At 56.7% G+C, this 25,713-nt stretch carries 23 protein-coding genes and 1 pseudogene; 15 read left to right on the plus strand and 9 right to left on the minus strand.

Annotation, left to right across the window (positions count from 1 at the left end; genetic code table 11):
* Positions 1–112: 112 nt before the first annotated feature.
* A complete protein-coding gene (locus ACYVHC_RS03935) occupies positions 113–1,126 on the plus strand; it encodes a glycoside hydrolase family 43 protein (protein ID WP_460612364.1) in 1,014 nt (337 codons plus the stop codon).
* Positions 1,127–1,265: 139 nt separating this feature from the next.
* On the opposite strand, the gene ACYVHC_RS03940 is transcribed toward ACYVHC_RS03935, so the two are convergent.
* The 6 genes from ACYVHC_RS03940 to hutU all read right to left on the minus strand — a co-directional run bounded on the left by ACYVHC_RS03940 (position 1,266) and on the right by hutU (position 6,878).
* Positions 1,266–1,880 carry a hypothetical protein gene (locus ACYVHC_RS03940; protein WP_460612365.1) on the minus strand — a complete coding sequence of 205 codons (615 nt, stop codon included), beginning with the start codon at positions 1,878–1,880 and terminating at the stop codon, positions 1,266–1,268.
* Between the two features lie 14 nt (positions 1,881–1,894).
* Positions 1,895–2,320 carry a hypothetical protein gene (locus ACYVHC_RS03945; RefSeq protein WP_460612366.1) on the minus strand — a complete coding sequence of 142 codons (426 nt, stop codon included), beginning with the start codon at positions 2,318–2,320 and terminating at the stop codon, positions 1,895–1,897.
* A gap of 169 nt (positions 2,321–2,489) precedes the next feature.
* On the minus strand, positions 2,490–2,894 hold the full coding sequence (locus ACYVHC_RS03950) for a hypothetical protein (RefSeq protein ID WP_460612367.1): 405 nt from the start codon (positions 2,892–2,894) through the stop codon (positions 2,490–2,492).
* Between the two features lie 247 nt (positions 2,895–3,141).
* Positions 3,142–3,885 carry an NADPH-dependent F420 reductase gene (locus tag ACYVHC_RS03955; protein ID WP_460613127.1) on the minus strand — a complete coding sequence of 248 codons (744 nt, stop codon included), beginning with the start codon at positions 3,883–3,885 and terminating at the stop codon, positions 3,142–3,144.
* Between the two features lie 366 nt (positions 3,886–4,251).
* Positions 4,252–4,692, minus strand: coding sequence for a cupin domain-containing protein (locus ACYVHC_RS03960; protein ID WP_460612368.1), 441 nt, complete (start codon positions 4,690–4,692; stop codon positions 4,252–4,254).
* 392 nt (positions 4,693–5,084) lie between these two features.
* Positions 5,085–6,878, minus strand: a complete 1,794-nt coding sequence (hutU, locus tag ACYVHC_RS03965; protein WP_460612369.1) for a urocanate hydratase — start codon at positions 6,876–6,878, stop codon at positions 5,085–5,087.
* A 359-nt stretch (positions 6,879–7,237) separates the two neighbouring features.
* On the opposite strand from hutU, the gene ACYVHC_RS03970 reads away from it, so the two are divergent.
* Positions 7,238–7,693 carry a hypothetical protein gene (locus tag ACYVHC_RS03970; protein WP_460612370.1) on the plus strand — a complete coding sequence of 152 codons (456 nt, stop codon included), beginning with the start codon at positions 7,238–7,240 and terminating at the stop codon, positions 7,691–7,693.
* 281 nt (positions 7,694–7,974) lie between these two features.
* Positions 7,975–8,340, plus strand: coding sequence for a hypothetical protein (locus tag ACYVHC_RS03975; RefSeq protein ID WP_460612371.1), 366 nt, complete (start codon positions 7,975–7,977; stop codon positions 8,338–8,340).
* Between the two features lie 797 nt (positions 8,341–9,137).
* Here the strand turns inward: ACYVHC_RS03975 and ACYVHC_RS03980 are convergent.
* Positions 9,138–10,214 carry a hypothetical protein gene (locus ACYVHC_RS03980; protein WP_460612372.1) on the minus strand — a complete coding sequence of 359 codons (1,077 nt, stop codon included), beginning with the start codon at positions 10,212–10,214 and terminating at the stop codon, positions 9,138–9,140.
* A 52-nt stretch (positions 10,215–10,266) separates the two neighbouring features.
* Positions 10,267–11,037 (minus strand): XRE family transcriptional regulator, encoded by a 771-nt coding sequence (locus ACYVHC_RS03985; protein ID WP_460612373.1) that lies wholly within the window; start codon positions 11,035–11,037, stop codon positions 10,267–10,269.
* A gap of 199 nt (positions 11,038–11,236) precedes the next feature.
* Between ACYVHC_RS03985 and ACYVHC_RS03990 the strand changes: the two genes are divergently transcribed.
* The 12 genes and pseudogenes from ACYVHC_RS03990 to ACYVHC_RS04045 all read left to right on the plus strand — a co-directional run bounded on the left by ACYVHC_RS03990 (position 11,237) and on the right by ACYVHC_RS04045 (position 23,894).
* Complete coding sequence (locus tag ACYVHC_RS03990) at positions 11,237–11,659, plus strand: type III secretion system chaperone family protein (protein WP_460612374.1); 423 nt, start codon at positions 11,237–11,239, stop codon at positions 11,657–11,659.
* A gap of 82 nt (positions 11,660–11,741) precedes the next feature.
* Positions 11,742–12,443, plus strand: a complete 702-nt coding sequence (locus ACYVHC_RS03995) for a PspA/IM30 family protein (protein WP_460612375.1) — start codon at positions 11,742–11,744, stop codon at positions 12,441–12,443.
* Between the two features lie 126 nt (positions 12,444–12,569).
* A complete protein-coding gene (locus ACYVHC_RS04000) occupies positions 12,570–12,698 on the plus strand; it encodes a hypothetical protein (RefSeq protein WP_460612376.1) in 129 nt (42 codons plus the stop codon).
* A gap of 32 nt (positions 12,699–12,730) precedes the next feature.
* Complete coding sequence (locus tag ACYVHC_RS04005) at positions 12,731–12,946, plus strand: hypothetical protein (RefSeq protein WP_460612377.1); 216 nt, start codon at positions 12,731–12,733, stop codon at positions 12,944–12,946.
* 68 nt (positions 12,947–13,014) lie between these two features.
* Positions 13,015–13,674: a hypothetical protein gene (locus ACYVHC_RS04010; RefSeq protein WP_460612378.1), complete on the plus strand. Its 660-nt coding sequence runs from the start codon at positions 13,015–13,017 to the stop codon at positions 13,672–13,674.
* Positions 13,675–13,702: 28 nt separating this feature from the next.
* Complete coding sequence (locus tag ACYVHC_RS04015) at positions 13,703–14,104, plus strand: PH domain-containing protein (RefSeq protein ID WP_460612379.1); 402 nt, start codon at positions 13,703–13,705, stop codon at positions 14,102–14,104.
* Positions 14,105–14,380: 276 nt separating this feature from the next.
* Complete coding sequence (locus ACYVHC_RS04020) at positions 14,381–16,555, plus strand: flotillin family protein (RefSeq protein WP_460612380.1); 2,175 nt, start codon at positions 14,381–14,383, stop codon at positions 16,553–16,555.
* 238 nt (positions 16,556–16,793) lie between these two features.
* Positions 16,794–17,051, plus strand: a pseudogene (locus ACYVHC_RS04025) (endonuclease domain-containing protein); the annotation flags it as partial.
* Between the two features lie 141 nt (positions 17,052–17,192).
* Positions 17,193–22,094 carry a DNA repair ATPase gene (locus ACYVHC_RS04030; protein ID WP_460612381.1) on the plus strand — a complete coding sequence of 1,634 codons (4,902 nt, stop codon included), beginning with the start codon at positions 17,193–17,195 and terminating at the stop codon, positions 22,092–22,094.
* A gap of 16 nt (positions 22,095–22,110) precedes the next feature.
* Complete coding sequence (locus ACYVHC_RS04035; protein ID WP_460612382.1) at positions 22,111–22,506, plus strand: DUF3592 domain-containing protein; 396 nt, start codon at positions 22,111–22,113, stop codon at positions 22,504–22,506.
* A gap of 388 nt (positions 22,507–22,894) precedes the next feature.
* Positions 22,895–23,353, plus strand: a complete 459-nt coding sequence (locus ACYVHC_RS04040) for a hypothetical protein (RefSeq protein WP_460612383.1) — start codon at positions 22,895–22,897, stop codon at positions 23,351–23,353.
* A gap of 169 nt (positions 23,354–23,522) precedes the next feature.
* A complete protein-coding gene (locus ACYVHC_RS04045; protein WP_460612384.1) occupies positions 23,523–23,894 on the plus strand; it encodes a DUF3592 domain-containing protein in 372 nt (123 codons plus the stop codon).
* A 64-nt stretch (positions 23,895–23,958) separates the two neighbouring features.
* On the opposite strand, the gene ACYVHC_RS04050 is transcribed toward ACYVHC_RS04045, so the two are convergent.
* Positions 23,959–25,545 (minus strand): sensor histidine kinase, encoded by a 1,587-nt coding sequence (locus ACYVHC_RS04050; RefSeq protein ID WP_460612385.1) that lies wholly within the window; start codon positions 25,543–25,545, stop codon positions 23,959–23,961.
* Positions 25,546–25,713 lie beyond the last annotated feature (168 nt).

Genomic DNA, 25,713 nt, shown 5'->3' on the forward strand with positions numbered 1-25,713 from the left:
TAAACGCTTGGCTAGCAAGCTCAAAGCCAACAATGGCGTGCTGGCACTACCCCTGCCACGCCCGTCAACCGCTTGCGTGCGGCATTCCTGAATATTAAATGTATTATGCCCCATGAAGAAACAACTCTTGCTGGGCGCGGGGCTCAGCCTGCTCCTCTCCTCAGCTGCGTTTTCTCAATCGACCGCGCCTGCGGCCCGCGCGGCCAAGCCGGCTACTACCCCCGCACGAGGCGGAAACCCCGTGTTCCCAGGTTGGTACGCCGACCCCGAAGCCACCATTTTCGGTAAGCAATACTGGGTATATCCTACCTACTCGGCGCCCTATAATCAGCAGGTGTTCCTGGATGCGTTTTCGTCGTCTGACTTAGTGCACTGGACCAAGCACCCGCGCATCATTGACACTACCAGCGTAAAGTGGGCACGGCGGGCCATGTGGGCGCCTGCCGTGGTGCAGAAGGACGGCAAGTACTTCCTGTTTTTTGGGGCGAATGATGTGCACGAGGGCGAAGTAGGCGGCATTGGGGTAGCCGTGGCCGACCGGCCGGAAGGCCCGTTTAAAGATTACCTGGGCAAACCCCTGGTCGGCAACATTCACAACGGCGCCCAACCCATCGACCAGTTTGTGTTTCAGGACCAAGACGGGCAGTACTACATGATTTACGGCGGCTGGTCGCACTGCAACATCACGCGCCTCAAACCCGATTTCACTGGCTTCCTGCCCTTCCCCGATGGCTCTGTTTACAAGGAAATCACGCCTCAGAGCTATGTAGAAGGGCCGATTATGTTCCGGCGCGCCGGCAAATACTACTTTATGTGGTCGGAGGGCGGCTGGACCGGGCCCGACTACTCCGTGGCGTACGCTGTGGCCGATTCGCCGCTAGGTCCTTTCCAGCGGGTAGGCAAAATCCTGCAGCAAGACCCTACCGTGGCTACCGGCGCCGGCCACCACTCCGTGTTACAGGTGCCGGGCACTGATGAGTGGTATATTGTGTACCACCGCCGCCCCCTCACCGAAACCGACCAGAACCACCGCGTCACATGCATCGAGCGGATGTACTTTGATAGCCAGGGTCGCATTCAACCGGTGAAAATCACCAACGAAGGCGTGGCAGCAAAAAAGCTCTAACATCTGCCCTAGCCTTCGTATCTGACAGCTCCAGAGGTGCTATTTTAGCTGTAGCTTACGCAAAACCTCCCTTCCCGAAAGCTTTCCGGACACATCCGGTTTTGCGTTTTGGGAAGGGAGGTTTCAACTTAAAAATGGGCTAGCACGGAAAGAAAAACTCCACTTCCTGCAAGCGTCCTTCTTTGAATTTCAAGCTCAAAGAAGCATCTGTCGGCGTGCCTTCATAGAAAAAGGGTAAGCTCATCGTCTGCTCCTGGGTGACGGTGCTAGGTGCGCCAGCGGCCTTAACCGCTGCCGGGTAGATGCGGCGCACGTCCTCGAGGGTAGTATGCTGGTTGAGTACAAGCCCACCTATTTTGCCCTGGAACTTGCCCGTCGTCACGTCGAAGCTGTGCAGAATGGCCTGGCTGCCATCTACTTCATACATCGATTTGCCATAGTACCACCAGTCGCCGTTCGGGCTATCGGGTTGGCTCAGGCTTTCCAGCACGCCTCCGCACTCTATAGCTCCTTTGGCAATGCTGTCGGGGCGGCCCAACTGCTTCTGCAACAGCGTAGTCGAAAGCTCCTGGTGTGGCTTTCCGTTCACTGTGAGCATAGCGTCCTCAACAAACTCTTGTTTAGCTGGCACGACGGCAGGTTGCTGCTGCTGTACGAGCTCAGGTGCGGCGGGCTCGGCATTGGGGGCAGAAGGGCTGTGTTGGCAGGCTGCCAGGCCGCATAGCCCAAGTACTAGGGGCAAAAATTGCTTCATATCAATGGGGTAAATTATACGCGGGCTTGATGGGGCGCGCGGCTCTTGCCGAGGGCCAAACGCAGGCTACAAACGGCCAACGCTAGCGTAACGGGAGTAAAAATCACTTTCTCAACCGTGCTTTCCGATGCCAGATTGCCTAGGGTATTTAGCACAAACAGGGCGACCATCAACCAGAGCACTCCCGTTAGCACGACCGGGGGCACGGGCACGGCTTTCAGCAGGCCGGCACGCGCGGCCACTACGCCCAACATCAGCAAATTGATAGCTATGGATACCAACTCGAAAGTCAGCATCTGGTTCTGGTTGTGCAATCGGCCTCCCCACACAATTTCGTAGGGAATCACCCCGCTCATAACAAGCGCGTGGAAGCCCAACGTCAGCGCGATTATACAGAGCAAGGCCCGGGCGGCAAAGCGTTCGGTCAGCAACCGTTTCATGAGGGGGAAAAATTGCCGTGTAAGCAGCACAATGATAGGCAAAGCGCACGTCATGAGCACCCACAAAGCATTCTTGGCCGCTTACTGAAGCTACAGCCGACTAGGGTAGTTTTCCGAAGCAAGTGCAGCGGCGCAACCTTACCCGCTGGGGCTCCCCCACCCCGTTTGGTTAGTGCGCTGGCCTATTAGCCGATAGTGCCTGCCGCAGCTGCTCGCTGCTGAAGGTGAGCTTCACAGAGTCCTGGCCACAGTTGACGACCGTAACATAGCTAGTGGCCCAGAGAAACTTTTGCTCCTGCACCGGCCCGAACGCCGACCAGGGAATACACAGCGGCGGGTGGCCCAGGTACAAGATTTTCCAGGTAGTAAGCCACACGCCCTCCGGAGTACTACCGGCCCGCACGGAGTTTTTGTAGTTGGCCATGCCAATGCGCAGGTACGTCAGCAATGTCCGTTCCAGGGTTGCTGGCACTTCAGCCACGGCATATAGTGTAGCTAGGCGGCTCCAACCCATCTGAGCCACCACAAAGCTGATGAGGCCAAAAAAGGCCACGAACACTGGAATAAATAACACAGGTAACCAGGGCACAATCGGATGCATGCCTAAAAATACGCGCCTAACTTGTCAGGGTTAGCCGTGGGCAGCAAGCATACCTAGAAGGAAATTTTGAGCAGCCTTTCTTCACATGGAAGTTCCTCCAGCTCAAATAAACAGCGCCGCCCCAGGTCCCTGGAGCGGCGCTGTTAGATGGTAGTACACACGGTAGGGGCCGTTGGAATTAGCCCGTGTGCTGTGCGCCCAGGACGCGCAGTGGTGGCTATTACAGCTTGATGCCTTGCGCAGCCATAGCCTGCTCCTGCTTGGCATGGTTGGCCAGGAACTCGGCGTGTTGCGCTTCAGTGCGCTTGGTGCCGAGGCTGGCTAGGTGCTCACGCAGCTTGTCGGCCGGCATATCGGCGCCGTACGAGGGCGTACCCGGCTGCTGCCGCCACGACTCATGCAGGGTGCCGTCGTCCACGGCGTCGAAGCCCAGCTCCTCTACCAGGGCCATAACCTTCTGCTTGGCAGCGGCATCATCGGAGGCTACGGGCAGGGCAATACGGCCCGGCGTACCGGCAGGCTGCCCCTTCTCCACAATGTGGTGGGCATAGATGTTATTGAACACCTTCACTACCGGGCGGCCCAGGTGCTGCTGCACCCACTCGCTCTCGGTTAGGTCGCCGGTTTCCAGCTCGGGCATCTTGCCGTCGCGCAGCATGGGGTAGTAATTGCTCGTGTCGATGATAGGCACCTCAGCCGGTACGCCCGCCAGCAGGTCTTTGGGCAGGTCCGGAATGTTTTTCAGCGGGATAGTCACCACGATTAGGTCGGTGCCGCGCTGGGCCGCTTCCTCAGCCGTAACGGGCGTAGCGCCGGTTTTCTGGGCCACGTCCTTCAGCGTTTCGGGTCCGCGCGAGTTGGCAATGTACACCGTATGGCCGAGGCTGGTGAGCCGCACGGCAAGAGCGCTACCGATGTGACCGGCGCCAATAATTCCAATGTTCATAGTTGAGAGAGTTTGCAGGTTTGCGCGGTGGCGAAGTGCTGCCGCAGGGAGGTAAACAACGGAGGCAGGCGTTTTGCTTTTTTTCTTGAAACGAGCGTTAGAATGATCAACGCCGCCGGAGCTGGGCTCGAGCGGCGTTGGTAAGTGCGGAAGACCCGTTCATGGTCCGGCGCGGCGGCTGGTATATCCTCAAATAACTGAAGCGCGGCGGCGGCGAACTCAACTGCCCAATTGCCTACGCCGGAGCCAGTTCTGCGTTTGGCCTGTACAGCGCGTGGGTAAAGTCATGCAGCATATCGCCAGTAACAACTACGAAGGAGGGCGTAGTATAGCGGGAGCGGTTGGTGTTGGCAGGATGCCTTTCAAAAAGTCAGGCTCGTGATTTCACAGAAAATGAATGCCGTACCGGGCGCAGATGTTAGCTACCTGGGCAAATTCCGGTGGGCCGGGCGGCAGCTTGGCCAACTCTTGAAACATGTCCTCGATGCCGGCAGGAAAAATGGAGAGCAGCACCCGGGCCGGGGCATGCCCCACTACTTTAAAGCTATGCGGCACGCCTCTGGGCACATACGCCAGTTCGCCGGCCTGCAACACTTGTATGTTGCCGTCCACTTCAAATTCCACCTCCCCCTCCTGCACATGAAATACCTCGTCTTCCCGCGAGTGCACATGTCGCGGAACGCCCGTGCCGGGCTGATTCAGCTGCTCAACCAGCGTAAACTGCTGGTTGGTGTCCTTACCAGTGAGCAGAATGCGTTGATGGTCTCCGATTACAACCAGCTGAACACCTGCTTCCGCTTCCAGAATTTTGGCACGTGCATTCATAGGATTCCTGTTTTATGTCTTTCCTAATTTACATTTTATAGTAGATAATAAACAAAACAAAACTCAAGAATTGTGCACCCGCTGGCGCGAGAACCTTTCAACCGCAACAGGATACGCAACGAAATTATGCGGCATAGCTGACCTAGACCACGTCCTATATCACGCTTACTGCAACCAGTATAAACGCTGGCTAATCTGGCGACCCTCTCCACCCCAGGCTAGGCAACAATTGTTGCAAAAGCGCTAGCCTGGGCCTGGCAGCAACTAAACGCTGTCAACCCGGCTCCAGGTGCGGGGGCGGGACTTAGAAGTATTGCATGGCTAACTACCACTACTATTTGATACACTAGGGCGGCAACCAGCCAGAAAGGCCAGGTTGCTGCCTCTGCACCTTACTCCCGCCCCGGAATTTTCACGCCGCGCTCCTCGGCTACCTGCTGAGCTAGCTCGTAGCCGGCATCGGCGTGGCGGAAGACGCCCATGCCGGGGTCGGTGGTGAGCACGCGGCGCAGGCGCTCGGCTTTTTCGGGGGTGCCGGTGGCTACTATCACCATACCGGCGTGGGTGCTGTTCCCGATGCCCACGCCGCCGCCGTTATGGATGGATACCCAGTCGGCGCCGGAGGCCGTATTGGCCAGTGCGTTGAGCAGGGGCCAGTCGGCTACGGCGTCGGAGCCGTCCTTCATGCCTTCGGTTTCGCGGTTGGGCGAGGCCACGGAGCCGCAGTCGAGGTGGTCGCGACCGATGACGATGGGGGCCGATACTTCGCCGCGGGCCACGAGGTCGTTGATGACCAGGCCGAACTTCTCCCGCTCGCCATAGCCCAGCCAGCACACGCGGGCCGGCAACCCAATGAAGGGCACTTTGGCCTGGGCCTTTTCAATCCAGCGGGCCAGCATCTTGTTCTCGGGGAAGGTTTCCAGCAGGGCGCGGTCGATGCGCAGGATGTCCTGCGGGTCGCCAGAGAGAGCCGCCCAGCGGAACGGGCCTTTGCCCTCACAGAACAAGGGCCTAATATAGCCGGGCACGAAGCCAGGGTAGAGAAACTGGCCGTTTTCATCGCGCACCCGCAACCCACCCTTCTCGGCCTGCCCGCGCAGGTTGTTGCCGTAATCAAGAGCTACGGCCCCAGCGGCCTGCATGTCGATGATGGCCTGGCAGTGCTTCACAATGGATTGCAGCGCCTGGCGCTTGAACTCTTCGGGCTGGTCTTTGCGAAGCTGCAATACGGCATCAATGTCGCCTTCCGGAATGTAGTCCATCAGGTCGTGGGCTGAGGTCTGGTCTGTCACGATGTCGACGGGGTAGCCGCGTTGCAGCAACTCGGGCAGCACGGTGGCAGCATTGCCGGTAAGGCCAATGCTCCAGCCTTTGCGGGCCGCTTTATACTGCTCGCACAGCTCCAGGGCGTGATTCAGGTCGCGGGCCTGCTCATCGAGGTAGCCTTCCTGCACCTTCTGCTTCACGCGGGCATCAATGGGCTCAATGACGAGGCACACGCCGTCGTTCATGGTTACGGCCAGGGGCTGCGCACCACTCATACCACCCAGGCCCGCCGTGACCGTAACGGTACCAGCCAGTGTGCCTGAGAAGTGCTTATCCCCTACTGCCGCAAAGGTTTCGTAGGTGCCCTGCAAGATTCCCTGCGTGGCAATGTAAATCCAGGAGCCGGCCGTCATCTGCCCGTACATCATCAGCCCTAGCTTATCCAGCTCATCAAAGTACTCCTGGGTGCTCCAGGCGGGTACTAGGTTGCTATTAGCAATAAGCACCCGCGGCGCGTGGGCCCAGGTTCGGATTACACCCACTGCTTTGCCTGACTGCACGAGCATGGTTTCATCGGGTTCCAGGTTTTTGAGCGTGCGCACAATGGTCTGGTACTCTTTCCAGTTGCGGGCAGCGCGGCCGGCGCCGCCGTACACAATCAGCTCATCGTATACTAGGCTCACGGCGGGGTCCAGGTTGTTTTCGAGCATGCGCAGGGCCGCTTCGGCTTCCCAGGTTTTGCAGCGCAACGTGGTGCCGTGCTGGGCTTTTACCGTTTCGGTAGGCTTGAACTCGTAGTACATGGGGCGAGCCTGGCCTGCTCCTTCAGCAGAAGCAGTGACAGAAGCCAATAACTGACTGCTAGGCTGGCTAGTAGCTTCAAGGTTAAGCTCAGGGGTATCGAGGGCAGAGCGGGACATAGCGGATGGCAGAAGTTGAGTGGGAGGCAGAAGGGCGAATATAGGTTTTCGGCGCGGGACGAGGTAGTAAGCGCCCTACCATGTGGTAGCAAAACGTCACTAAAACCTCTGACGGTTTTGACTTAATTTCTGGCAGCAAAATGCATCTTTTGATGCTTCTGCGCAGGTTTTATGACCTTGAATTGAATATTGAAAAAACTATATTAAACATGGTTAAAGATGAGCTTAACACAAATTGGTCATAATTTTTTCATAGTAATTGGGTTACTAATTTCTCCCTGAGAGTATAAAGACTACTACCCGCTAGTATTCAAGCAGTAGTCGAAATCTATTATACCATCACCAAACATCTAGTTTTTATGAAGAAGGTCCTTTTTTTAGCCCTTGCTGCAGCCTCACTTTCCTTTGCCTCATGCGGTGGCTCCGGTAACGAAGGCGGTGCCGGTGGCACTGGTACTGAATCGACAGGCAGCGGCGACGGAAGCACTGGCTCCGGCGATGCCTCTACGGATGCTGGCATGAACAGTGAAGCGGGTATGGGCAGCGACACCAGCGCCATGGGCACTGGCTCGGGTGGTGGTGGCACTACCAGCAACGGCGACCAAAGCGCGGGCTCTACTACCAGTGGCACCTCCACGGGTGGCACAACCACAGGCGGTGGCTCTACGGCTGGCGGCTCTACCAGCGGCACGGGCGGTACCACTAGCGGCACTACCAGTGGCAGCACCACGGGCGCAACTGGCTCCACTACTGGTGGCAGCACCGCTGGCGGCTCTACTACCACGGGCGGTAGCGGTTCCACCACGGGTCGTTAATCCAACTCAGCCAACTCTCAAAAAGCTCCTCACTGGTTGAGGAGCTTTTTTTTGTTGTTAGGCACTAAGTTTTACAAGGAGAAGGCAGCAGTTTCAGCGCTACGCTAACCTAGTAAATGGGTAGTAAGGCTGACCATGTGATGCACTATAATAAAATCATGATTTTTTAGCCTGATAAGGTTACCTCCGTCCGCCAGTAGTATTAACCTTCAGATGCTGGGCTATACGCCACAGCTGTTTGTCTTTCAACTAGTTATTTATCACTCTAACCAACCATCACCATGAAAAAAGTTCTGTTTTTAGCCTTGTCGGCCGCTTCCCTCTCGTTGGCTTCGTGTGGCGGCTCGGGTAGCGAAGGCACCAGCACCCAATCAAGCACTTCCGAAACGACGACCATTACCACTGACTCCACCATCACGGATACGGGCGCTGGCGCCGCTTCTACTACCGGCTCCACCACCACTTCCGGTGGAGCTTCTACGGACGGCTCCATGACCAGCGGCACTGGCACCACCGCCGGCACGGGCACCACCGGCACCACGGCGGGTACTACCGGTGCTTCCACCACGGGTAGCACTACATCGGGGGCTACTACCACGGGCACTACGGCAGGCACTACCACTACAGGCACTACCACCGGGCAGTAACCCCTGGCGTGTGCTGATAAGGCAAAAGCTCCTCACTAGTTGAGGAGCTTTTTTTGCTCTAACAGCTTCCCTTCCGACTTCTCTGGAGGTAATTATTAGGCTATCCAGACTAGCTGATGTGGCTACTAGCCCCTTTCACCATTAGAGGTGGTTTAAGCAGAAAACTGCCCTAGTACATGGCACACTAAATCAAGTAGTACACTTACCTGAATCTTGTATTTTTCAATAAACTTTTAATTATCTACCCTCGAGTTACATGCTTTATTACTACGGTTCAGCTTGTAGTAGGATGTATTTTCATCATTTACAAAATATTGACAATCAGTATCATATTCCTTTGACCCAAGAATTAACTTAACTATATTTATCAAAGCGAATATTATATAAATATTCGTGTTCGACCTGTCAACAAGGGGTGTTCATCTAATAATAATCCGGGATTGATAGACTAGCGGAAACTTTTCCCGTATGTACCCTCGCTGTCCCGAATTGACAGTATGCACACAGTCTTTTGTTATGAACCGTTTTTCTACCCTCTTCCGTTTTCTAGTTTTGTTTTTGCTGCTTGTGCTAGGTGCTGTTAATCGGCAACGTACGCTTCCGCAGCTGTCCCTTTCCGAAGAAATTTCCTCTTTCTTCCAGCGGGTTTCGCCTTCAAACAACAGCTAGTAACCCAGTCCTGTTGCTGCCATCCGGATGGCGTTTTTCCTGAGTTGTTGTAATAGCGCCGACGTTATGTTGAGCGCTATTTTTATGCGGTAGATACTAGGCCCGAAAACGCAGCAAACCGGCTGTTGCTATGGCTGAGCGGTTTCGGCCCACAGCAAAAGCGACTCCGCCAACGGGCTTACGTCAAGCTCTACTAACCGCACACCGTAGCGGGTTTCGCTATTGCCTGTCACTTCGCGGCTGCCCAGCCCAATTATTCGCTGTATTCGGCGGGCAGTGCGCCAGTCGCGCATCGCCACGGCATCAGCCAACGCAAACGTAGTTGCCGGTATACCGTAGCCTAGTAACAAAGGGCCACTATCTACATCCCCTATGCTGGTTTCCCAGCGACCGGCCTGTTCCCGAAATGGCTGCATCAGCCCCAGGTTGGTGCTGTGCGCGTCCCGGTAGTGCTCATACTGCTGGCGAGCAAACGTACTATCGGTCTGGGTTAGAAACCAGATGCTCCAACCCACCATTGAGCCTCGGGGGGCCTCCTCGGGTTTGCCCAACGAATCAACTCTGGAGGCTAACAGCTGGGTAGGGGCTAGTACGTACTGGCGCCGGGCCCTAGCCACCCAGCGTTGCACTACCTGCTGGTAGCTACTTCCCGTCAGGCGACTGTGCAGCGCCAGTGAGGCAATGGCCACCGTATTGTCTGGAACCCAACGCATACCGGTATACGACTCCAGACAACCGCTGGGGTCCTGGGCATACCGCCGGGCCAGGGCTCTGGAAATGCCGTTATGCAGCGGTATGTAAGCAGAAGCCGGCCGTAATTGTCGGTGGCAACCCAGCAGCAGATTCAGGTGGCCCAAGTACAATACCGACCCAGTAGTATCAGTTGCTTGGGTCGAGAACTCTCCATGTTCAAAAGCTCCCCGAATGGGCAGGCTTAGTGCCTGCTCAATAGCCAGCTCTGTGTAGTGGGCTGCTTCCTCTCGCCAGCTACTATCCTGCTGGGCCAGGTTTTGCAGGGCGTAACCAGTGAAGGCCAGGGTAAACAGGCCCCACTCGGGGTTTTGGGCAGTCAGCTTCCCCAGCTCCGTGTTAGGCCCTGCACCCATCCGTAGTACCCGCTCCAAGTAGTTGAGCCGGAGGCGTACTTCCTGGGGCTGCGGTGACCGGAAAGGCTGTCTGCTGGCAAAGGCAAAAGCCACTACCATCAGCCCGAAGCCTATTCCTGCGGCAACACGTGTAGAAACCCGCATGCCTTCCTTACCCTTGCCGGCCTAGTAATTCCTCTACCTGTTGCTCTAGGCGCGCCAGGCGCTCTTCTACTAAAGCGGGTGGGCGCAAGTGGGTGCTGAATCTGCCATGCACCTCCCACAGCTCCAGGGCATCGGGGTAGTAAAACTCCTGCGGCGGATAGTCGGAGTTGTCGGCTCGGAGCTTGAGCATTTTGTTGGGCAGCTGCTCGCTGAGGCGGCGCACCAGCAGGCGGCTTTGCGTGAGCAGGGCATACACCCGGCCGGGGTACAGGCGCGGAGCTGCTTTATCAATGCGGCAGCACAACACAATATCCTGGTGGCGCAGGGTTGGCTGCATGTCGGCCCCGTTAATTTCGAAGGCACGCGTAGACGGCCCCAGGCTATGTGGAAACGTGAGCGTTTGCAGACTATCGATGAAACTGATATCGTGGTGCTGCACAATGTACTCCAGCAGCCGCGCCGTGGGTACGTACGGCGTCAGGTCGTTTTGCTGATCAGCCGCTGCCTGCAGATCGGGAGCCGGTTCTGACTGAGCTTGCTGCTGAAAAATATCAAAATTGTAAAGCTCATTTACCGTAAGCTCTTTCGTAAGTAGCAGGTCGACGGATAAGCCAAAATGCTGAGCAATCTGAATCAGCGTCTCCATTTTTGGCTCCGACCTCCCCTCTTCGTACGCACCAACACTAGGTCTTGCCAAGCCAAAAAGCTCAGCAAATGCCGCCTGACTCAGCTTTTTAACGGTTCTTATTTTGCGAATGTTCTTTCCTACCTGTGACATGCAGCAAAAAATATATTTAGCTCAAAGTTTGAGCACATCTAAAACTTTGAGTATGATTGCATCGTAAACTTACCACAAACATCTGAACCACCTCTCCCATCATTCTATTTTTTTGAGCATGGCTACTTTTCAGGGCTAGGCAAACTCTCAAAGCTCAACCTTACCTTACTACCCTCCTGCTCACCTCCAACTACCTTCTATGGCCAATCATTACTTTCCGTTAGTGCAAACCTACCTGCTGGAGCTGGGCTTCGAGCTCAAGCATCAGGACCAGGCCAATAGCCTGCTGGTAGTCAGTAAGCCGGAGCTGGGCATTGACAACCTAGTGATGGGCTGCTGCGACCCACTCCTGATTCTGGAGCAATACCTACTGGATTTGCCTGCTCCCAGCTGTGAGGTATATCAGCAACTGCTGCAAAAGAACCGGGACATTATCCACGGCGCGTTCGTGCTCGATGAGTCGGGCCGCAAAGTCATCTTCCGCGATACGCTCCAGCTTGAAAACCTTACGCGCGCCCACCTAGAGGCCGTGTTTAACTCCCTGGCGCTGCTGCTCAGCGAGTTCAGCGACGAGCTAATTGAGTTTTCAAAAGCTCCGGAGCTTGCAAAATCCGGTTCATAGTTGATGCGCCAGCAGCTCCATTTCCAGCGCCTGTCTGTATTCAAGGCCATTTATCCACTAGCCCCCTAGCCTCCTCGAACCCATGAACCTCTTCAACCGCATTTTCAAAATCGGACAGGCCGAAGCCCATTCGGCCGTCAATCAGTTCGAAGACCCTATCAAGATGACGGAGCAGGGCCTACGCGACCTGCGCCTGGACCTAGATAAAGCCCTGCACGCCCTGGCTGAAGTGAAGGCCCTGGCCATCCGGAGCCGCAACGACAGCGAAACAGAACGCAGCCGCGCCCTCGACTACGAAAACAAAGCCGTGCTTTTGCTTCAGAAAGCCAGCCGCCAGGAGCTGGATACCACCGAAGCCGACCGCCTTGCCACCGAAGCCCTAACCAAAAAAACTCAGCACGAAGCTCACGCTGCCCGCGCTGCCCAGGAGCAGGAAAAGTTTGAGGCCTCGGCGCAGCAGCTCAGCCAGAATGTGCAGCAGCTCAAGCAAACCATTTCACAGTGGGATAATGAGTTGCGCACGCTCAAGGCCCGCGTAACGGTGAGCACGGCTACCAAAACCATCAACCAGCAAATGGCCCAGCTCGACTCGTCGGGTACGGTGGCGCTGCTGGAGCGCATGAAGGAGAAGATTGCCACCGAAGAAGCCCTAGCCGAATCGTACGGTCAAATTGCGCAGGAGAGCAGGTCCGTGGATCAGGAAATTGAGAAGGCCTTAGGCCAAGATGGCAGCAGCCAAGCCTCCTCTGATCTACAAGCCCTCAAGGCCAAGCTAGGACTGTAACCGCTACACTACAAGTCGAATCGATTAACGATGAATACAAGCGAAAAAGCACTCCTATACCTAGGCTTCGCAGCTCTTATTGTTCTGCTCATAGCACACGTTCTGCGCTACATTGAGTTGAAGGATATGAGTTCTATTAGCATGTTCGCGTGGGTAATTATTGTTCGCGCTTACCAACAATACGCCAAGCGCCTACAGCGTCGCAACGAGGAGTTGGAAGCCTTGTTAGCAACGCCAACTACGCCGGCCGTTTAGTCTGTTTCCTACCCCTGGTTACAAGCCCAACTATGAATACCATTGAAAAACTATTCCATTGGGGCGGCGTGGCCCTGCTTATCACGGCTATCCTGCTACACTCTTTCGAGCAGATGGAAGCGCCCTCTGTGATTCGGATGATGACCACCGGCATCACTTTTTATGCGGTGGCCCTGAGCCGCTACACTCAGCGGCTGAAAGCTGAGAACAAAGCACTTCGGGAGCAAATTTTGGTACCTCAGGCCTAAGAGTATAGTGCAGCTTACCTGACTTTTTCTCAACTTTCCGGAGCAAAGCTCTGCCTGCCATTACCACTATGTCCGAATTGCTGCACGCGGCGCTGCTGCCGCCCAATCTGCTGCCCACGGCTCTGCTGGTATTTGTGCTGCTGTACTGGCTCACCGTAATTGTTGGGCTCCTCGATTTTAAGTCGCTTGATCTGGACACCAGCCACCCCGCCGACGGGCATCATGGCGGGCACCTCGCCTCTGAGCCCAGTGCCTTCAACGTAAGCTGGCTTAACCATGCCCTGGCGTTTTTCAACCTGGGCCGCGTGCCCCTGATGGTGTTTCTGAGTCTGGTAGTACTACCCCTCTGGGTGGCCAGTATCCTGCTCAACTACTACCTCGGCAACGCAAGCTTTTTGTTGGGCCTGGGGTTACTAGCCCCGCTGCTGCTGGCAAGCCTGCTGCTGGCCAAGCTCCTGACCACTCCCTTCCTGCACCTGTTTGCCGCCATGGAGAAAAACCACGATGCCGGCGGCCGACCAGTTGGCAAAGTGTGCACCGTGCTCCTGCCCACCACCCAAGACCGCCTCGGCCAGGCCAGCGTGCCCATGCGTAGTGGCTCGCCGCTGGTCCTGAATGTACGGGCTGCCTCCGCTGCCACGCAGCTGCGCAAAGGCGATTCGGCCCTCGTGATTGATTACGATGAGCAACGCCGCTGTTATTTAATTGAACCTTACGACGCGTCCTAGCCCCGCTTTCCCGCTCAAGCCTACCGTTATGAATCAGGTATTTAAGTCGAAAATCAGCTGGTGGATGTTTGGACCAGTTTTAGGTACCATCGGGTTCTTTTTACTTCTATCTTTGGTTCAGCAGCGCTGGACGGCAAGCCTAGTGGTGCTCCTAACAGCCTGCTTTATTATCTATCTACTGGTGACTACCGCTTATACTATTACCGCCGATGAATTGCTGATTACCTCTGGCCCGCTACGCAAGCGCCTGCCAGTGCACCATATCACTAGCATCCATCCAACCCATAACCCCCTCAGTTCTCCGGCCCTGTCGCTCGACCGACTGGAAATTCGCTACGGCACCTCTGATTCCGTGCTAGTGTCGCCCGCCGACAAAGCGGGGTTCCTGGCCGCGCTGCTACAGCTTAATCCTGTTATTCGTCATGATTGATTTGCTGGGTACCCTCAAAACCTTCTGGCACTGGTTAGGCAGCCTACTAATGGATGGCCTGCTGGCTGACTTTTTCGCCTGGCTGGCCGAATGGCTGTTTCCGTGAGCAATCTGCCCGCGGCCTGCTTACCCTATCTAACTCGCTACCCTCTTACTACCCCTGCCCGCGGCTGAAACCCGGCGCAGACCGGCCCCGGCATACCCTATTGCATCAACCGGCGCCCAAGTGGGCGCCCTACTCCTGAAACTATTTCCCTACTCCTACTCCCTACTTCCATGTTGGAACAACTTTCCTTGGCGGTGATTATCGTCATTGCCGTGCTGCTGCTGGGCTTTATTGCCATAGTGGTCAGAATGTACCAGAAAGCCGTGCAAGGCGAAGCCCTCGTGCGCACCGGCCTCGGCGACACGAAGGTGTCGTTCAGCGGTATTTTTGTGGTGCCTGTGCTGCACAAGCTGGAGGTCATGGACATCACCCTGAAGAACATGGTGATTTCGCGGGCTGGCTCCGAGGGCTTGGTCTGCAAAGACAACCTGCGCGCCGATGTGAAGGTGAACTTCTTTGTGCGCGTCAATAAAACCCACGACGACGTGGTACAGGTAGCCCAAAGCATTGGCTGCCGCCGCGCCTCCGACCCTACGGCTCTCGAAAACCTCTTCGACGCCAAGTTCTCGGAAGCCCTGAAAACCGTAGGCAAGCAGTTTGATTTCATTGAGCTCTACAACTCCCGCGAGCAGTTCAAGCAGGAGATTCTGCGCATTATCGGCACCGACCTCAACGGCTACGTTCTCGATGACTGCGCCATTGACTACCTCGAGCAAACTCCGCTCACCTCACTCAACCAGGATAATATCCTCGACGCCGAGGGCATCAAGAAGATTGTGGCCCTGACCTCAGAGCAGAAAATTCAGGCCAACTCCATTGCCCGCGAGATGCAGAAAACCATCAAGAAGCAGGACGTGGAAGCTCAGGAAACCATTCTGCAGCTCGATAAGCAACTCATCGAAAACCAGGAAAAGCAGAAGCGCGAAATTGCCAACATCAAGGCACGCGAGCAAGCTGAAACCGAGAAGGTATTGCAGGAAGAGCGTTTGAAAGGTGAAAAAGCCCGCATTACTACCGAGGAAGAAGTTGGCATTGCCGAGCAGAACCGCGACCGGCAGGTACTGGTGGCCGAGCGCAACAAGCAGCGTACCGACGCTGTGGAGACCGAGCGCGTGGCCCAGGCCAAAGCCCTGGAAGCCAACGAGCGGGAGCGGATTGTAGCCCTGGCCCAGATTGAGAAGGAAAAGGCCCTGGAAGAAGAGAAAAAGAACATCCAGACCATCATCCGCGAGCGAATTGTGGTAGAAAAAGCCACCGTTCAGGAAGAAGAGAAAATCAAAGACACCCGCGCCCAAGCCCAGGCCGATCGTGAAAAGTTAGTAGCCGTAACGGCCGCTCAGCAGCAAAACGACACAGCCACTATCAACTTCGTAGGCACCGCCGAAATGGAGAAACAAGGGGCTGAATACCGCGCCAAGCAGGCTCTCATTGATGCCGAAGCTGAAAAAGCCAGCGCCGAATTCAAAGGTCAGGCCATCCGGATTTTGGCTGAAGCCGAAGCCAGCAAAGCCATAGCCGTAGGCCTCGCCGAAGCCCAGGTGATGCAAGCCAAAGCCACCGCCCGCCAGAAAGAAGGCGAAACCGAAGCCAACGTCCTGCAGCTCACCGCTGCCGCCGAGGCCCAGGCCATCCAGTCGAAAGCCGGTGCCCAAGCCGAAGCCGACGAGAAGCTAGGCCTGGTAGCAGCCAAAATCAACCGCGAAAAAGGCCTCGTCGATGCTTCTATCATTGAGGCTCGCGCCGACGCCGACCAGAAGAAAGGCCTAGCCGAAGCCGCCGTATCGGAGCAGAAGTTCGCGGTGGAAGCCAAGGGCATCGAAGCCAAGGCCGACGCCATGAAAAAGCTCGACGGCGTGGGCAAAGACCACGAGGAGTTCAAGCTGCGTCTCGACAAGGATAAGTCGGTGGAGCTAGCCCAGATCAACATTCAGAAGGACATTGCCGCCTCGCAAGCCGAGGTTATCGGCGAGGCCCTCAAAGCCGCCAAAATCGACATTGTAGGCGGCGAAACCATGTTCTTCGACCAGATCATTGGCTCTATCACCAAAGGCAAAATGGTAGACCGCACGGTGCATAACAGCGAAGTGCTGGGCACCGTGAAAGACGCCTTCTTCTCTCTAGACGGCAACGGCGGTGGTGACTTCAAAACCAACCTGCGCCGCTTCGTGGATCAGTTCGGCTTTTCAGCTGAAGAAGTGAAAAACCTCAGCGTCTCAGCCCTGCTGCTGAAAATGATGCACAAAGCCGGCGACGACACCACCCGCAACACCATCACGGAGCTGGCCAGCACCGCCACAGCCCTGGGTATCGGGGATAAGCCCGCGAAGATGCTGGAGCTGAAGTAAGGTAGGTCTCCCTAGATAGAGTTAAATACTAGCTCCCCTCCTCAGATGAGGAGGGGTTGGGGGTGGTTGAACAACGATTGAACGATAACTAGAATTAGTTTTTAGCTCTAAAAATCAACCACCCCTAGCCCCTCCTTATCTAAGGAGGGGAACTAGCTCTAGCATTTTATAAACTATGCCCGATACGAAACATATCCACAACCTAGGCTATCAATAAGAAGCCCGCCGCACTTTACGCAGCAACCTCACGCCTGCCGAAGCTCTCCTCTGGAAAACCCTCCAGCGTAGCCAGCTAGCCGGCCGCAAGTTTCGCCGCCAGCATGGCATTGGCCCATACATCGTGGATTTCTACTGCCCAGCTGAAAACCTGGTGGTAGAACTAGATGGAGCCGGGCACTTCACGGCTAGTAGTGAGGCACAGGATGCGGAGCGGGATACTTATCTAATCAACCTAGGCCTGAAAGTACTACGGTTTGAGAACAAGCTAGTCTTGTAGCATATCGGGAGTGTATTAGCTGCTATTGAAGCTGCTTTTCAGAGTACCGTTCTATCATCATCAACCACCCCTAGCCCCTCCTCATCTGAGTAGGGAAACTAGTTTCTAGCCTTAGCGCTAGCTCTGGCAAGCGCTACTCTTATGGAGCAAATTACCCAACTCGAAACCGGCACCTACGAAATCCTGCGCAACCGCCTGCTCAAGAGCAGCACTGACTTGCGCCAGCGCCTCGACAAGCTGAATACTGAGCGTAAGCAGGTGTTTGGGGCCGTGGATACCCGCTTGCTGGGCACTGGCCGCATTACCACCGAAAACAACTGCGTGGCCTGGGACATGGTGCCGGTGGGGCAGCGGTTTATTTTTGGGTACAACGTGGTGCTGGGGCTAAAGGCGGAGCCGGATTTGACCGACGTGTTTGGCGTGTACGAATATACCGAGCACGACTTCCGGCCGTTGGGGCTGGAGCTGCTGCAGCACCCGCAGTTTTTGGAGGAGTTCCGCAACCTGTACCGCTACTACAAGAACACTCAGTTCGTGAAGTTCGCCGTTATTGGCGTGCACCTGTTCATGGTGTTTCGGGTGGGCAAGAGTGCTTCCGATGTGAAGACGTTTAAGTGGCTGATTCAGGGCGAGACACTGGCCTATATCGACAACCGCTCCGACCACGAGTACACCTTTCCGCCCCAGCACGAGTTCCAGTGGAAGCGCGCCACTCGCGACATGCAGCGCGGCGGCAAGCACCCCCACATCAGCATCGAGGACAAGGTGTTCGTGGAAACCGTGGGCGGCGACTTGACCATCAAGGTTGAGGACAACACCAGCACCGGGCAGGGTATTCTGAGCGAGCCGGTCGACGACAAGGACCAGACCCTGGACGACTCGGAAATCTATTACGCGGTGGTGGGCAACCTGATTCTGCTCAAGATTCGGCCCTACCAGGAGCAGACCTACCGCTACTTCATCTTCAACCACAAGCTCAAAACGGCCCAGCGCCTCGATGCTTTAGCTGATGCCTGCGTGCTGCTGCCCGACGGGCAGGGCCTGATTTTCCCGCACGGCTTCTACCTGCAAACCGGCGACAACAAGCTCTTCGACAACGGCCTGCGCGAGATGCTGTTTGAGAAGCGGGTGGTGTCGCCGAACGGGGAGGATTTCCTGTACGTGTTCTTCAACAAGGACCACGGTACCTACCTGCTGCTGAGCTACAACCGCATTGCCCAGCGCGTCGATAACCCCATTGTGTGCCACGGCTACGCACTGTTCGAGAACGGGGAGCTTTGCTACTTCCGCGCCGATGACGAGCCCAAAAAGCACCACGCCGTACAAATCTGGCAGACGCCCTACACGGCCCCGGATTTCCAGCTGCCCGTCACCTCCAATTCCTACCTCTACAAGCTGGGCAACAAGGAGATTGTGCGGGCCATGAGTGAGGTGCAGGAAGTGTTGACGCTGACTGGCAAGGACGACTCCTACGCTGGCCTCTACCTCGACCTGATCCGCCAAACGACCAGCCTCACCGACGCCTACCACTGGTTGCGCGAGCCCGCCGCCCAGGCCCTGGCCGAGCCCCTAGGCGAAATCCGGCAGACGGCCACCGCCGCCGTGGAGGAGTTTGAGAAAGTGCAGAGCATCCGTAAGAACACCGCTCAGCAAACGGCAGCCGTGTTCCAGAAAGCCGACGAGCTGACCGGCCGCATCCGCCGCTCGGCTCCTGATTCCGTCACGGAGTTTGTGCAGTTGCTGGGTGAGTTGCGCGGGGTGCGAGGCGAGGTGATTTCCCTCAAGGAGTTGCGCTACGTGGAGCTGCCGGCGGTAGAACAGCATGCCACTGGCCTAGAGGAGCTGAGCAAGGAAGTGGCCCTGCAAACCGTGGACTTCCTGCTTAAGCCCGATGCCCTAGCGCCCTACTCCCAGCGCGTGCAGGCCATTGACGACGCAGTAGCGCTGGTGCAGAAAACTATTGAGGCCGACCAGCGCGAGCAGGAAACCGCCGCCGTGGCCCAGGAACTGGAGCTGCTGATTGAGGTGGTGAGCAACCTGCCCATCCCCGACCCCACCCAGACCACGGCCATCATCGACAACATCTCGACGGTGTACGCCCGCTTCAACCAGATTCGGGCGGCCCTGAAGCGGCGGCGGCAGGCGCTGGCCGGCACCGAAGCCCAGGCTGAATTCACGGCCCAGCTCAAGCTGCTGGAGCAGGCCCTGACCAACTACCTCGACCTGGCCGACACGCCCGCCAAGTGCGACGAGTACCTGACCAAGCTCATGGTGCAGCTGGAGGAGCTGGAAGGCAAGTTTCCCGACTTCGACCAGTTTATCAAGCAGCTCACCACCCGCCGCGAGCAGGTAGTAGAAGCTTTCGAGTCGAAGAAGACGGCCCTGGTAGCCGCCCGCAACCAGCGCGCCACGGCCCTGCTGCAAAGCGCCGAGCGGCTGCTGAAAGCGGTGCAAAGTCGCCTCACCCGCCTGGAATCGGTGGTCGACATCAACGGGTACTTTGCCGCCGACGTGATGGTGGAAAAGGTGCGCCAAACGGCGCAGGAGCTCATCAACCTCGGCGACTCGGTGAAGTCGGATGACGTGCAAAGCCGGCTGAAAACTCTGCGCGAAGACGCCGTGCGCCAGCTCCGCGACCGGGCCGACCTCTACGCCGACGGTGGCCAGACCCTCAAGTTCGGGCCCCACGCCTTCACCGTCAACACCCAGCCCCTGGAGCTGACCGTGGTGCTGCGCGACGGCGACCTGCACTACCACCTCACTGGCACCAACTTCTTCCAGAAGATTACCGACCCCACCCTGCTGGCTTCTAGGCCAGTCTGGGAGCAAACTGTGCTGTCGGAAAACCAGGACGTGTACCGGGCCGAGTTCCTGGCCTGGCGCATTCTGCAGGCCGCCCAGCACCCCGCGCCGGCCAACCCCGATGCGGGCCGCGCCGCCGTGCTATCTGTTACTGAGCTAGGCCACCTCAGCCCCGCCGAGCTACTGGCCTACGTGCAGCAATTCATGGCCGCGCGCTACCAGGAAGGCTACCTAAAAGGCGTGCACGACCACGACGCGGCCTTGCTGCTCACGGCCCTGGTGCGCCTCACCCGCACCGCCGACCTGCTCCGCTACCCCGCCGACACCCGCGCCGCCGCGGCCCTCTACTGGCTGCGCTTCGCCGACCCCAACCAGCGCGCCCACTGGGAACGGCAGCTCCAGGGCATCGGCGTGTTGCTCCAGGTCTTCCCCGATTCGCAGGAGTTCGACGAGCTCAAAACCGAGCTGCAAACAGCCGTAGACCGCTTCGCCGAGCAGACCGGCTTGTTCACCCTAGGCCAGGTAGCGGAAGCCGGCGACTACCTTTTCCACGAGCTGACCCACACCGGCACCTTCATCATTGCTGCCGAAGCCGCCGAGCTGTACCAGCAGTTCCAGAAGCAGCTGCAGGAGCGCCAAGCCACGGAGCTGTTTCAGCAGTCGGTGACGGGCCTACAGGACCAGCCCGCTGCCCAGCTCCCCCTGATTCGGCAGTGGCTGCAGGCCTACCTGCGCCAGGCCCCGGCCGCCGCTACTCTCTCCGATTTCTGCAACGAGTGCGCCGTGCTGTTGCTGACGGGCTCCTACGATTCTGCCCGCGTGGTACACACTCCCTTACGCGAAACGCTGGCTGACTTCCAGGGCACTCACTCGCGCCTGGCCGACGACCGGACTTACCAGCTCAATTTCCCCGACTTCCGCCGCCGCCTGCTGCACTACGACCGCGCCACGGTGGCCCAGTACGAGACGTTTCAGGAGGTGAAGAAGCAGCTGCTGGCCCGGGCCGCCGCGGACATGCGCCTGGAAGATTTCCGGCCCCGCGTGCTCACGTCCTTCGTGCGAAACCGCCTCATCGACCAGGTGTACCTGCCCATCATTGGGGCCAACCTGGCCAAGCAGATCGGGACGGCGGGTGAGGGCAAGCGCACCGACCTCATGGGCCTGCTCCTGCTCATCTCGCCGCCCGGCTACGGCAAGACCACGCTCATGGAGTACGTGGCCAACCGGCTAGGCCTCATCTTCATGAAGATCAACGGGCCGGCCATCGGGCACGCCGTCACCAGCGTCGACCCCGCCCAGGCCCCCAACGCCGGGGCGCGGCAGGAGCTGGAGAAGCTGAACCTGGCCTTCGAGATGGGCGACAACGTGATGATTTACGTAGATGATATTCAGCACTGCAACCCCGAGTTTCTGCAGAAGTTTATCTCGCTCTGCGACGCCCAGCGCAAGATTGAAGGCGTGTACCAGGGCCGCCCCCGTACCTACGACTTCCGCGGCCGCAAGGTGTGCGTGGTGATGGCCGGCAACCCCTACACCGAAAGCGGCGACGTGTTCCAGCTGCCCGACATGCTGGCCAACCGCGCCGACATCTACAACCTGGGTGACATTCTCACGGCCGGCTCCGAAGACGCCTTCCGCCTCTCCTACCTCGAAAACGCCCTCACCAGCAACGCGGCCCTAGCCCGCCTCGCCACCCAAAGCCCCCAGGATGTGCCCGCCCTTATCCGCCTGGCCGAAACCGGGCAGCAGGACGGCCTCAGCTTCGAGGGAAACCACACACCCGAGGAACTGAACGAGTACGTGGCCGTGCTGCAGAAGCTGCTGCGCCTGCGCGACGTGGTGGCCCGCGTGAATGCGGCCTACATTGCCAGCGCCGCCCAAGCCGACGCCTACCGCACCGAGCCGCCTTTCAAGCTGCAGGGCTCCTACCGCAACATGAACAAGCTGGCCGAGAAAGTGCGCCCCGTGATGAACGACCAGGAAATAGAACAGCTCCTGGCCGCCCACTACGAAAGCGAAGCCCAAACCCTAACCAGCGCCACCGAAGCCAACCTACTTAAGCTGCGCGAACTACTCGACTGGCTCACACCAGAGCAAACCGCCCGCTGGCAGCAAATCAAGCAAACCTACCTCGACAACCTGCGCAACTCCGGTGCCGGCCAGCTCCTGCAGATGCTCGATAAGCTAGAAAGTATTGCTGGCGGCCTGAGCGGGATTCGGGAAGTGCTGAAACGGGAGTAAACCTAGTACCTACAAAATGTCCTCTGGCGACGCTGTTTTTTTCATCCTCCTTCTAGCAATACCTGGAGCTATACTATACTACATCTACCGCAAGAAGCGGTGGTTTCAGAAAAATGGGCTTTTTGCTTCTGGTATAGTGGTAAGATTGGTGACAGATGAGAAAGATGATGAGCCACGCTGCCTATACCCTGTGGTAAGATTCCTGACTCCTCAACAGGGATGGATAGAAGCACGCTATGATGTTGGAAAATACCCAGCGGCTTATGACGTAGGCCAACCAGTTGAGCTACTTTACGACCCAGCAAACCCTAGGAAATTCATCATTGGGGCCAAGCCCTTTAGTATAACGGACTGGTGGCCATATGCCGTAATTTTAGCAGTGATAGGCTATGGTATTTATATAAACATCTAGCACTTATAGTCAGGCTAGGCTTGACACACTTTCAAATCTATTAGCAACTCCGGCGTCGGCCAACTCCTGCAGATGCAGCAAGCTTTATAGATGTTCTATAGCGTCGTCTTAGGATTCAGAAATACTTTCATTCATGTTGAGCAGAGCATCACTTAAAGGCAGCATGCTGATGCTGAAACAACTACTTTAGCCAAGGGACCTTACTCTACATTCAAGCTACGTCAAATAGCTCCCTATCGGTACCCTGTTACGCATTCCCAAATGCCTGGTAAGGTTATGTAGCGGCCCGGCCTCAGAAACTTAAAGTCATGTCTTACAGCCTCAAAAAAGAGCATTTCGTTATACCTTCGTTTTTTATTTTTCTCTTTATCTTCACATTCAGCCCATCATGTCCTTTTTACGCCGCAGTGTTATTATACTTTCACTGCTTGTTTCTTTTTCGCTTGTCAGTAAAGCCCAAACTACTCCTGCCGAGACCCTGCTTAAACCCAAGGAAGTAAACGAGAATTATAAGAAATACCTCTACAAGCGTTACGCCGGCAACGAACAAGCCACCGAAGTAATCCGCCTTTTTGCCAAGCACCAAACCGGCGGAGCCCTCTGGGTTGGGACCGGGGCTCTAGTTACTGGTTTTATAGCCTCCCAAACCGGTTCAAAGAGTGATGGCAACGGTGGCACCACAACTGTTACAGTGACACCACTCGGCTGGGGATTGGTCTTGGGCTTATTTGGTGGCGTAGGTATCAGTAAGCTGGCTCGGTTCAGTAACGAGAAGCTCTACCTAGCCTTCGTAGAGTACGATAAAAACCAGGCATTCCCCGTCGCTATTCAGGAAAAGCTCCTCTAACTACTTACTAGTATCTGACTCCGACCCGTTACGGAAGTAACCTTTACTTAGTATTATGACTAAGCGAATAAGGGTAGCTAAACTTACCAGTTGACGTTTCCAGATATTGGTCGTCTAATCCGGGTAGATGGTTTGAGATAACAAGGTGTAATTGGTAAATCACTCTACCATGAAATCACCAGTTGAATACCTGATTACGCTTGTCGGAGGGGTGGCGCTGTTCTGGTGGGGCCAGCACTTGTGGCGCCAAAGGCGGCGGCTGGAGAAAACGGGGTTGCTGACCACCGGCGTGGTAGTGGGGCATGACTATGGGCCTATTGTGGAATACACAACCCGGGATACTACTACGGTTATCGTAAAGCCGCCAATCAGTGCTTACCGTCAGTTCAATAAAACAGGAGAACAGGTTAGTTTATACTACAACCCGACCGATCCTGAGGACTTCGTTTTGAACACCTTCCAGCAGCAGCTTATACCGTATATTTTCCTAATAGGCGGAGCTGGTTTCGTGCTCGGTGGTACGTACGTCTATTTCTCCTAATCTCTCTTCTAACAACTTGCTCCTGGCGCTAGAAGTATGCGCTACTGCCTTCTGGAGAATGCCTCTAGCTCGGAACGTATACTGAGAACGTGGAGCCTACTCCCAGCTCACTTTGTACCTCCACTCGGCCACCCAGGTTTTCCACTATTTTCTTGACGGTGTAGAGGCCTAGGCCAGAGCCCTCCACGTGGTTGTGGAAGCGGCGAAACAATGCAAATAAGGAGGCCTGTTGGCTGGCAGTTAGGCCTAGGCCATTGTCTTGTACGGTGAGGTGCCAAAACCCATCCTGGGTGTGGCAATTGAGGCGCACGTGGGGCGGCCGGTCGGGGTGGCGGTACTTGATGGCATTGCTGAGCAAATTGTACAACAAGGAGCGCAGGCTTTTCGCTGGCATAGCCACCAAGGGGCAGGCAGCAGCATCTACCTCCAAGGTGCCACCGGTTTGCTGCAGGGCCGGCAACAGATCCTGGCGGAGGTCATCTACTATAGTGGCCAGTTCTACTGGTGGAGCGGTGGGGTCGTAGGCATGATGTAGCTGCAGCACATCATTGAGCTGGACTAGCGTCCGCTGAAAGCGCCTTACGGCATCTTCCATCATGTTCAGCAGCGTTCCTGTTTCGGCGGGCTGCTGGGCGGGCAGCGTGTCGCGCAAGGCTTCTACTAGGCCCTCTAGGTTGTTGATGGGCCCTTTCAGATCGTGGGCGGCCATGTACACGAAGCTATCCAGGTCGGCATTGACGCGGGTAAGCTGCTGGTTGGCCTGGTCTAGCTCCCGGTTGAGCGCCAGCACCTGCTGCCGGTCGCGCACTTGCTCCGTCACCTCGAAGGCAAATACATACACGGCATCTACCTGCCGGGAGTCGTTGTAGCGGGCCTGAAACGTATAGTTGAAATACGAGTCTTCCAGCCCCGCCTTGGCCGTACGCACCAACGGGATGCACACGCCTTGCTCCTCATGGGTCTGGCCCGTGCGGAAAACCTCCTGCAGCTGCTCCCACACACGCGTATCCCGAAACTCAGGCACGGCTTCCAGCAGAGGCTTGCCTAGCAACTTCCGGTCGGGAAATAGCTGCTGATACCCCGGGTTTACCAGCTCAAACATCATGTCGGGACCCTGCAGAATGCAGATGGCGGCTGGGGCCTGCAGCACCAAGTGGCTGAGGTGCTGCCGCTCCCGCTCGGCTTCGGCCAGCGCATCGTGTTCCCGATGTTGGCTTAGGTGGAGGGCCTTGCGCGTGTGCACTGCCTCCGTCACGTTGACAATGCTATGGATGATGTACTGTAGGCGGTTGTCGGCAGTGAATACGGGCGTATTCAGCACTTGCCAGTAGCGTTCTACAAAGCGGCCAGGCTGCTCGCGGTCGGGCACATCGTAGTGCTGCAGGGGCATCTGATGCGGCTGGCCCGTAGCCAGCACGTGTTCCAAAGAGGCCCGCAGGTTGCGCACGGCATTCGCCTCGGGCACGGCGGGGTTGTCGGGAAAGGCATCGAAAATGTACCGGCCTACCAATTGCTCGCGGCGCGTGAGGGTGTTGGCCAGATAGGCATTGCTGGCCGTAAGAATGAACAACTCCGGCGACACAACCAGGTAAGAATCAGGCACTGTTTCCAGGGCCTGCAAGTGCTGAGGCGGGGCCGCACTAGGGTCCATAACAACGGAATAGAAGACCAAAAAGGAAGTTTAACGTAGCCAGCGGAAAAGTAGCTAATCGCGCTCCGCGCCTCGTCGCCCCACATTGCGTTACCGTTGAGCCTTCCGTTTCTCCTCCTGGCCACCCCTTTAGCTTAGCAATCTTGATCTGTTTAACTACTGCTGGCT

The organism is Hymenobacter seoulensis, from assembly GCF_054780535.1.